Consider the following 8,481-nt stretch of genomic DNA (forward strand, 5'->3'; position numbering starts at 1 on the left):
GCCGGGCGTCGGGACGCGTGGTGCCGGCCGGCCCTCAGGGGGCGAGGCTTTCCAGCGGGACGCGCGGGTCCGCCAGGGAGTCGGTGTCCACCGGGGTCCGGGAGGTGATCAGCCGCTGGATCGGGTCGGTGACGTCCCACACATTGGCGTTCATCCCGGCCAGCACCCTGCCCTCCTTCATCCAGAAGGCGATGAACTCCCGCTTGCCCACGTCGCCCCGGAGCACGACCTGGTCGTAGGAGCCGGCGGGCGCCCAGCCGGAGTACTCCATGCCCAGGTCGTACTGGTCGCTGAAGAAGTACGGGACCCGGTCGTAGGTGACCTCCTGGCCGAGCATCGCGCGGGCCGCGGCCGGGCCGCCGTTGAGGGCGTTGGCCCAGTGCTCGACGCGCAGCCGGGTGTCGAAGAGGGCGTGCGGGAAGGAGGCGACGTCACCGGCGGCGTGGATGTCCGGGTCGGAGGTGCGCAGCCGCTCGTCGACCCGGATGCCGCCGCCGTCCGCGGGGTCGGCGAGGTCCAGGCCCGCCGCCTGGGCGAGGCCGGTGCGCGGGGTGGCGCCGATCGCCGCGAGGACCGCGTGCGCCGGGTGCTCCTCGCCGTCGTCGGTGCGGGCGGCGAGGACGACGCCGTCCTGCCCGGTGATCCCGGTGAGGGTGGCGCCGAAGTGGAAGCGGACGCCGTGCTCGGTGTGCAGGTCGGCGAAGAGCTGGCCCAGCTCGGGGCCGAGGACTGAGTGCAGCGGGGTCGGCCCGCGGTGTACGACGGTGACCTCCGCGCCGTACTCGCGGGCCGCCGCGGCGACCTCCAGGCCGATCCAGCCGGCGCCGGCGATCACCAGATGGCCGTTGTCCCGGCCGAGGGAGGCCAGGACGCCCTTGAGGCGCTCGGCGTGCGCGAGGCGGCGCAGATGGTGGACGCCGACGAGGTCCGTACCCGGGATGTCCAGGCGGCGGGGCTCGGCGCCGTTCGCCAGCAGCAGTTTGTCGTAGCGGACGGTGGTGCCGTCCTCGCCGAAGCGGACGGTCTTCGCGGCGCGGTCGACGGCGTCGACGGTCTGGCCGAGGTGCAGCTCGATGTCGTGGCGCGCGTACCAGGCGGGCTCGTGCACGAAGACGCTGTCGCGCTCCTCCTTGCCGAGCAGGAAGCCCTTGGAGAGCGGCGGCCGCTCGTACGGGTGGTCCCGCTCGTCGCAGATCAGCAGGACCCGGCCGGTGAATCCCTCCGTTCGCAGCGTCTCGGCCGCCTTCGCGCCCGCCAGGCCGCCTCCGACGATGACGAATGTCTGATCCGCGTCGACCACTTGATGCCTCCTGCAGGGGGTCCGGGGGGTGGCCCCCCGGAAAACACTGTGGGTGCCGCCACGTGCGAGCCTCCCGCACACAGGGTGGTGCGGGAAGAGGGGGTGGCCCGATCAGGCCACGGAGGGTCACCTTCGAGCGAACACACGTCTCCGGTGCCCCACCGGTCCCCTCGCCGTCCCCCTCTCTTCATGCCTGCCCCGTGAGGCGGGCGTGAAGCGAGCGGGCCGAGGCGTCGGTGAGGGACGCGACCCGGTCGACGATCACCCGCTTGCGGGCGCGGTCGTCCGGAGCCTGCGCGAACAGGGTGCGGAACTGCGGGTCCAGGCCGTCGGGGGCGCGGGCGGTGAGCGCCTCGGCCAGTTCGAGGACGACGATCCGCTGGTCGGCACGGAGCAGTTCCTGCTCGGCGCGCTGCATGACGTACCGGTCGGCGACCGCCTTGAGGACGGCGCACTCCGTCCGGGTGTCCCGGGGGACGACGAGTTCGGCTCCGTAGCGGGCGAGACGGCCACTGCCGTATTTCTGCCGGGTGGCGCCCTCGGCGGCCAGGCAGAAACGGCCGATGAGCTGGCTGGCGGCGTCCTTCAGGCGGGCCTGTGCGAGGGCCGTGCCGTCGTAGCCGTGCGGCCACCACTCCTGGGCGAGGAGGCGGTCGAGCGCCTCGGCGAGCTCCGCCGGGTCGGTGTCCGCCTCGATGTAACGGCTGACGGCGACGGCGAAGATCTCCTGCCGTTCGGGCCCGGCGTGCAGGACGCCGGGGTCGATGTGGCCGGCGTGCAGGCCGTCCTCCACGTCGTGCACCGAGTAGGCGACGTCGTCCGCCCAGTCCATGACCTGTGCCTCGAAGCAGGTACGGCCGTCGGGGGCGCCCTCGCGGACCCAGTCGAAGACGGGGCGGTCGTCCTCGTAGACGCCGAACTTCGCGGAAACCGGGTCGGTGGGGTGGGCGCCCCGGGGCCAGGGGTACTTGGTGGCGGCGTCGAGGGTGGCACGGGTGAGGTTGAGGCCGACGCTGGCGAGGTCGCCGGTCTCCGGATCGGTGACGAACCGCTTGGGTTCGATGCGGGTGAGCAGGCGCAGCGACTGGGCGTTGCCCTCGAAGCCGCCGCAGTCCTCGGCGAATTCGTTCAGCGCCTGTTCCCCGTTGTGGCCGAAGGGCGGGTGGCCCAGGTCGTGGGAGAGGCAGGCGGCCTCCACGAGGTCCGGGTCGCAGCCGAGGGCGGCACCGAGCTCCCGGCCCACCTGCGCGCATTCGAGGGAGTGGGTGAGGCGGGTGCGGGGGCTGGCGTCCCAGACCGCGCCGGCCTCTCCGGGGGTGACGACCTGCGTCTTGCCGGCCAGGCGGCGCAGGGCCGAGGAATGCAGCACGCGCGCGCGGTCGCGCTGGAAGGCGGTACGCCCGGGGCGCTTGTCCGGCTCGGCGTCCCAGCGGGCGGCCGACGCCGGGTCGTAGCCGGGAGGCGAAGTGGGGTACTGCTGCGACTGCGCCGGGGATTGTGCCTGGGGCTGGGGCGCGGGGCCGGTGGGGGCGGAAGTGCTGGTGCCTGCCATGCCTCGACACTACGGCCACACGGTGCCACTCGGGAGGGATCGGGCTCTGGGGGCAGAACACGGCCGGACCGGGCCAAGCCGGACCGGGCCAAGCCGGACCGGGCCAAGCCGGACCGGGCCAAGCCGGACCGGGCCAAGCCGGACCGGGCCAAGCCGGGCCAGGCCGAGCCGGGCCGGGAGGCCGGGCCGAGCCGGGCCGAGAGGCCGGGCCGAGCCGGGCCGAGAGGCCGAGCCGAGCCAGGCCAGGAGGCCGAGCCGAGCCAGGCCAGGCCGAGCCGAGCCAGGCCAGGCCGAGCCAGGCCAGGCCAGGCCGAGAGGCCGGGCCTGGCCGAGCCGAGAGGCCGGGCCTGGCCGAGCCGAGAGGCCGGGCCTGGCCGAGCCGAGAGGCCGGGCCTGGCCGAACCAGGTCAGGCCGTGCTGCTGGTCACAGGGCGCGGCTGAACCGGAGGACGCGCGGGGGCGTCTTCGATGTCGAAGACCGACCGGGGAGGGTGCTCGTCCCATGCTTCACCTGTTGCGCCGCGCGAGGGCGGGCGGGGCCCGATGGCTCCGCCGGGCACGTCTGCCGCGTACCCGGGCCGGCCGGCGGCGGCTGGTGCAGGCGGGGATGGCGGCGTGCGTCCTGGCGCTGCTGCCGGCGACGTGGATGCGCCTGGCGGCGGACGGCCGGCTGCACACCACCGCCGACGTGCCCCGCACCGAGGTCGCCGTGGTCTTCGGCGCGGGCCTGTGGGACGGGGAGCCGTCGCCGTATCTCGCGCACCGGCTGGACGCGGCGGCCGAGCTGTACCGGGCGGGCAGGATCGAGGTGGTCCTGGTCACCGGCGACAACAGCCGTGAGGACTACGACGAGCCGGACGCGATGCGCGCCTATCTGGCCCGGCACGGCGTGCCCGACGCGCGGATCGTCAGCGACTACGCGGGCTTCGACACCTGGGACTCGTGCGTCCGCGCGAAGAAGATCTTCGGTGTGGACCGGGCCGTACTGATCAGCCAGGGCTTCCACATCCGGCGCGCGGTCACCCTGTGCCGGGCGGCCGGCGTTTCCTCGTACGGCGTCGGCGTCGCCGAACGGCACGACCTGACCTGGTACTACGGCAGCACCCGGGAGATCCTCGCCGCGGGCAAGGCGGCCCTGGACGCGGCCTTCCGCCCGGACCCCCACTTCCTCGGCCCGAGGGAGCCGGGGGTGCGGCGGGCGCTCGACGGCACCCGTGCCTCGCCGGCCGCACGGTGACCGTGCCGCGCATATCGCAGCATGCTCGTGCCATGGCGGACACGACACGGATCACCGTCGCTCTCCCGGCCGAGCAGGTCGCCGGGCCGGGAAAGCTCACCGGCTCCCCGTCGGTGGCCTGAAGGCGGAGGCCGGCCGCTTGGCCGGCCTGCACGACGACGGGCTGCTGTACCGTCCCGGCCGTCGCCTCGCAGACCGTCCGCGAGAATTCACCGGTCCCCGGCCCGTCCCGCCGCACCGCCGGGCGACCGGCCGTCCCGCTCCTGGAGCGTCCGAGGCGGAGACGGCCGCGCCGGTGGAGGCGCCCGCCGCCCAGGCCGTCCCCGAGCGTGTCGCCCGGCCGGCCGCGCGCCCGGCGACGCCGTTTCGGCGTCCGGCGGCGAGGAGGACCGCGCCGCCCGCCGTCGCCCCCGCGCTTCCCGCACGGCCCGCTCGCGGTGCTGTATCCGCGGCTCGCGGAGCGGCTCGGGGCGGCCGGGGGGTGATCCGCCGGCCGTGATGTCCCGGCGGGGCCGGGCGGTGGCACCGGCCCGGATCACCACCGCGATCCGCCCCGACACCATGTTCATGCCGTTCCACTGGGCGGGCGAGGGCCGCGCGAACACCCTCACCCATCCCGCCCTGAACCCGACGTCGCGGATGCCGGGGTTCACGGTGTGCGCGGTGCGGGTGGAGGCGGTCCGGTCCTGAAGCCTCGTCCCGATCGGGCTGTCGCTCTCGCCTCACCCGTTCACCGCCGTGCGGCGCACCCATCGGGTTCTTTCCCCCGGCCAGGCCCCTGGCACGACTGTGACCTGCCGAAACGGGTACGGGCGGGGGCCCGGGCGGGGGTTCGGTCGAGGCCGGCCGACACCCGTTCACCTCGTTTTTGACGTTCTCTCAGGGAGCGGGCCGCGCCCGCCGGTATTTACCTCGGACGGGTAGGGACGCGACTGACGGCGGCACATGAGGATGCCGCGGGCGTGGCCCCTTCGTGAGCCCGAGGGAGCACCGATGCGAGATACCGCCCGGAGGCTTACCGGCCTGACCGGATTCGCGCTCGCCGTGGCCGCCGCGGGACTGCTCGTGGCGCCCGCCGCGTCCGCCGAGGAGCCCGCCGCTCCCGCAAGCCCTCCCTCCGGTGCGTCGGCCGGGGGCCTGGAACTGCACCCGGCCATGGTCATGGCCGGCGCGCAGGTGACGGTGAACACCGCGGCGTGCGGCGACGACGACACGGTCGCGGGCGACGCCACCGCCGTGGGCGCCGGCCGTTTCACGCTGGCGCCGGGCTCGGACGAGCCGGACTCGACCGGGCGGTTCCGGGTGCCGCCGGGCGCGCAGCCGGGCACGTACGAGATCGTCGCGACGTGCGACGCCGGCGGGCAGCGGGTGACCGGCGACCTGGTGGTCGGGCTGACGCCCGCGGCGCAGCAGGCGTATCCCCGAGGCAGTGTGAGGACGGGGGTCGGTAGCGCTCTGGGCCCCGATCCCGTGCAGACCGCGGCCGGTGTGGCGGCTCTCGCCGTCGCCGCCGCGGGCGGTACCTGGCTCCTGCATCGCCGGGCGAGAGGCGACAGGAGCTGACGGGCGCCCTCCCCCGCCCGTCCGCCGTACCGCATGTCCCCTCCCCCTCCGGGTCCGACGCCCCTCGCGGCCCGGAGGGGGCACGGGGCCGACTCCGAAGAGGTCAGTCCGCGATGCGCCGCATACGCCGCAGGTCCAGCCGGGTCGGGGGCCCGGGCAACACGGCCATAGCTTCGGTGAGCGTGTTCGCCCTGTACTGCGGCCTGTGGCTGCTGGGCTACGGGGCCGCGACGAACGCCCCGCCCCAGCCGTCCGCCGCCCAGGCGCACTCCGCGCCCGCCGGACACGACTCCGGGCGCCCCTTCGGGCAGGCCGCCGCGCTGCCGCCCTCCCCGCCCGACCGGATCCGCATCCCCGCGATCGGCGTGGACGCGCCCCTGACGGGCCTCGGGCTGACCGGCACCGGCAGCCTCGACGCACCGCCGCCCGAGCGGACGAACCTGGCCGGCTGGTACGAGGCCGGCACCACGCCCGGCGAGACGGGCACCGCGGTCGTCGCGGGCCATGTCGACAACGCCGACGGCCCCGCCGTCTTCTACTCCCTGGGCGCCCTGCGCAAGGGCGGCACCGTCGAGGTGGACCGGCGCGACGGCACCGTCGCCGTGTTCACCGTGTACGCCGTCGAGGTGTACGACGCCCGCGACTTCCCCGACGAGCAGGTGTACGGCGCGGCGAAGCGTCCGGAGCTGCGGATCATCACCTGCGGCGGAGGCTACTCACGCACCACCGGCTATCGGGGGAACGTCGTCGTCTACGCCCATCTGACGGGCAGCCGCTGAGTCCGGCGTTCCGCCGTACATGGTTGGCCTGCTCCGCCTCCCGCCGACGGCAACCGGTGCCGGCAAGCGTGACACCGGCCCGGTCCGAACCCCGGTCAGCCGGCGGGAGCGGCCCCGTCGAGAAGCTCGGCCGGGAGGCCGGCCCTGGCCCCGATGACCTCGAATCCCAGCAGGCGGCCGGCCTCGTCCCCGTCGAGGACGACTTCGGCCTCCGCCGCAAGCCCCTCGGCGGGGAGTTGGCGGACAGCGGCGCCGTCCGGGACGGGGACGACGGGGGAGACGTACGCGGTGTCGTTGTCCCGGTCTTATGCGATGTGCATGGTTTCTCTCCGAGGGCATCGAGGCGTTGCGCGCGATCCCCCGGCGTTACAGGGCATTCCGCAGGTCCGGGGTTCCCTCAGGCCAGCCATTGTTCGTACGCCATGTTCGCCACCAGGGCGAAGACGACCGTCAGCAGGACGACGCGGACGAAACCGCTGCCCTTCTTCAGGGCCGTGCGGGCGCCGAGGGTGCCGCCCACCAGGTTGAACACGGCCATCAGACCCGCCAGTTGCCACAGCACCGCGCCCTGCCAGGCGAACATCGCCAGCGCGCCGGCGTTGGTGCAGCAGTTGACGATCTTCGCGGTGGCGGACGCGGTGACGAGGTCGAGGTGGAGCAGGGCGGTGAGCGCCAGGACGAGGAACGTGCCGGTGCCGGGGCCGATGAGACCGTCGTAGAAGCCGATGCCCAGGCCGCCGAAGCCGATCGCGGCGAGGATGCGGCGGCGGGAGACCGGGCCGGGTTTCGGCGCGGTGCCGAAGCCGGGGCGGAGGATGACGAAGGCGGCGACGGCGAGCAGGACCACCATGATCACCGGTTCGAGGACCTCGGTGCTCATCCCGGCGGCGAGGAGGGCCCCGCCCGAGGATCCGGCGAGGGCGGCCAGCCCGATGCGTACGGCGGTCCGTACGTCGACGGGTGCCTTGCGGGCGTAGGTGATCGCCGCGCCGGTGGTGCCGACGATGGCGACCGCCTTGTTGGTGCCCAGGGCGTGCGCGGCGGGGGTGCCGGCGGGCAGGCCGAGCAGCAGCGCGGGCAGGAGCAGGAGTCCGCCGCCGCCGACCACGGCATCGATCCAGCCTGCGGCGAGCGCCGCGAGGCAGAGGAGAACGACCGTGGTCAGCGAGATGTCGGGCATGAGCGTGACCCTATGGAGCGGGTAGTTGTGCCGTCCATCAAGATGAGCGTTTCCTGAGGTTGAGGCTCCTCACAGTTCCTCCTCGCCGCGCCCCTCGCACCCCTCCCCCGCTTTCGAGGGACGCCGTAGCGTCGCCGCCGGACGGGCGGAGACGTCGAACGCCCGTGGAGCGCCGGTAGGACGGGCACACGTGCCCGCACAGCGCGGTGAAACAGGAAGCCCCCGGAAGGGTCGGCCGACCCAGACCGGATTCCCTGGACTTCAGGGCGGGGAGCACGTCGACGCGACCGCCTGTACCTGGTCGACGCCCGCTTCACCAGCCCGCAGACACCGGAGACGACGGTCACGGCGGTGGGCGTACCGCTGCAGGCCGGCCCGTGAGGCCCGGGATGGTCACCGTCCGGTACACCCACGGCCATGATGTGTCCATGCCGTACCCGTAGGTTCCGTGGCCGTACGCCCCCGTCACCGACCGGTGGCGGGACGGTTCACGGCACCTCTGGGAGCGACAGTGGAACGTCGTACCTTCCTTCGCGCGAGCGCCATGGGCGGCGCCGGCGCGGTCCTCGGTGGCGCGCTCTGGCACAGCGCCGCGTACGCGGCGCCCGCCCAGCCCGGTACGGGCCCGTACGGGGCGCTCGGCACGGCGGACGCCAACGGGATCAGGCTGCCGACCGGGTTCACCAGCAGGGTGATCGCCCGGTCCGGCCAGCAGGTCCCGGGCACGTCGTACACCTGGCACAACGCCCCCGACGGCGGCGCCTGCTACGCGGACGGCAGCGGCTGGATCTACGTCTCCAACTCCGAGATCAACCGTTCCTAGCCAGTGAGCAGGAGTGAGTCTTGCACCCATGCCTGGTCACTGCGGAC

The 8,481-nt window shown here is 74.3% G+C and carries 6 protein-coding genes and 4 pseudogenes; 6 read left to right on the forward strand and 4 right to left on the reverse strand.

The features are described from left to right. Positions 1–34: 34 nt before the first annotated feature. Together ACFP2V_RS17840 and ACFP2V_RS17845 are read right to left on the reverse strand one after the other, a co-directional pair. Entirely contained in the window at positions 35–1,300 is a 1,266-nt protein-coding gene (locus ACFP2V_RS17840; RefSeq protein ID WP_381212828.1) for an NAD(P)/FAD-dependent oxidoreductase, read from the reverse strand. A gap of 187 nt (positions 1,301–1,487) precedes the next feature. After that, complete coding sequence (locus ACFP2V_RS17845) at positions 1,488–2,852, reverse strand: deoxyguanosinetriphosphate triphosphohydrolase (RefSeq protein WP_381212832.1); 1,365 nt, start codon at positions 2,850–2,852, stop codon at positions 1,488–1,490. A gap of 502 nt (positions 2,853–3,354) precedes the next feature. Between ACFP2V_RS17845 and ACFP2V_RS17850 the strand changes: the two genes are divergently transcribed. The 4 genes and pseudogenes from ACFP2V_RS17850 to ACFP2V_RS17865 all read left to right on the forward strand — a co-directional run bounded on the left by ACFP2V_RS17850 (position 3,355) and on the right by ACFP2V_RS17865 (position 6,431). Beyond that, positions 3,355–4,089 (forward strand): SanA/YdcF family protein, encoded by a 735-nt coding sequence (locus ACFP2V_RS17850; RefSeq protein WP_381212835.1) that lies wholly within the window; start codon positions 3,355–3,357, stop codon positions 4,087–4,089. Positions 4,090–4,514: 425 nt separating this feature from the next. Beyond that, positions 4,515–4,779: pseudogene (locus ACFP2V_RS17855) on the forward strand (molybdopterin dinucleotide binding domain-containing protein); the annotation flags it as partial. Between the two features lie 303 nt (positions 4,780–5,082). After that, positions 5,083–5,652: a hypothetical protein gene (locus tag ACFP2V_RS17860; RefSeq protein ID WP_381212838.1), complete on the forward strand. Its 570-nt coding sequence runs from the start codon at positions 5,083–5,085 to the stop codon at positions 5,650–5,652. Between the two features lie 113 nt (positions 5,653–5,765). After that, positions 5,766–6,431, forward strand: coding sequence for a class F sortase (locus ACFP2V_RS17865; RefSeq protein WP_381212841.1), 666 nt, complete (start codon positions 5,766–5,768; stop codon positions 6,429–6,431). A 95-nt stretch (positions 6,432–6,526) separates the two neighbouring features. Here the strand turns inward: ACFP2V_RS17865 and ACFP2V_RS17870 are convergent. Together ACFP2V_RS17870 and ACFP2V_RS17875 are read right to left on the reverse strand one after the other, a co-directional pair. After that, positions 6,527–6,724, reverse strand: a pseudogene (locus tag ACFP2V_RS17870) (DUF2283 domain-containing protein); the annotation flags it as partial. A 104-nt stretch (positions 6,725–6,828) separates the two neighbouring features. Next, positions 6,829–7,611, reverse strand: a complete 783-nt coding sequence (locus ACFP2V_RS17875; RefSeq protein WP_381212844.1) for a sulfite exporter TauE/SafE family protein — start codon at positions 7,609–7,611, stop codon at positions 6,829–6,831. A 273-nt stretch (positions 7,612–7,884) separates the two neighbouring features. Here ACFP2V_RS17875 and ACFP2V_RS17880 point away from each other — a divergent pair. Both ACFP2V_RS17880 and ACFP2V_RS17885 read left to right on the forward strand, forming a co-directional pair. Beyond that, a pseudogene (locus ACFP2V_RS17880) lies at positions 7,885–7,992 on the forward strand (superoxide dismutase); the annotation flags it as partial. A 130-nt stretch (positions 7,993–8,122) separates the two neighbouring features. After that, positions 8,123–8,431: pseudogene (locus tag ACFP2V_RS17885) on the forward strand (twin-arginine translocation signal domain-containing protein); the annotation flags it as partial. Between the last annotated feature and the right edge of the window lie 50 nt (positions 8,432–8,481).

The organism is Streptomyces incanus, from assembly GCF_042656345.1.
Classification (GTDB): Bacteria; Actinomycetota; Actinomycetes; order Streptomycetales; family Streptomycetaceae; genus Streptomyces; species Streptomyces incanus.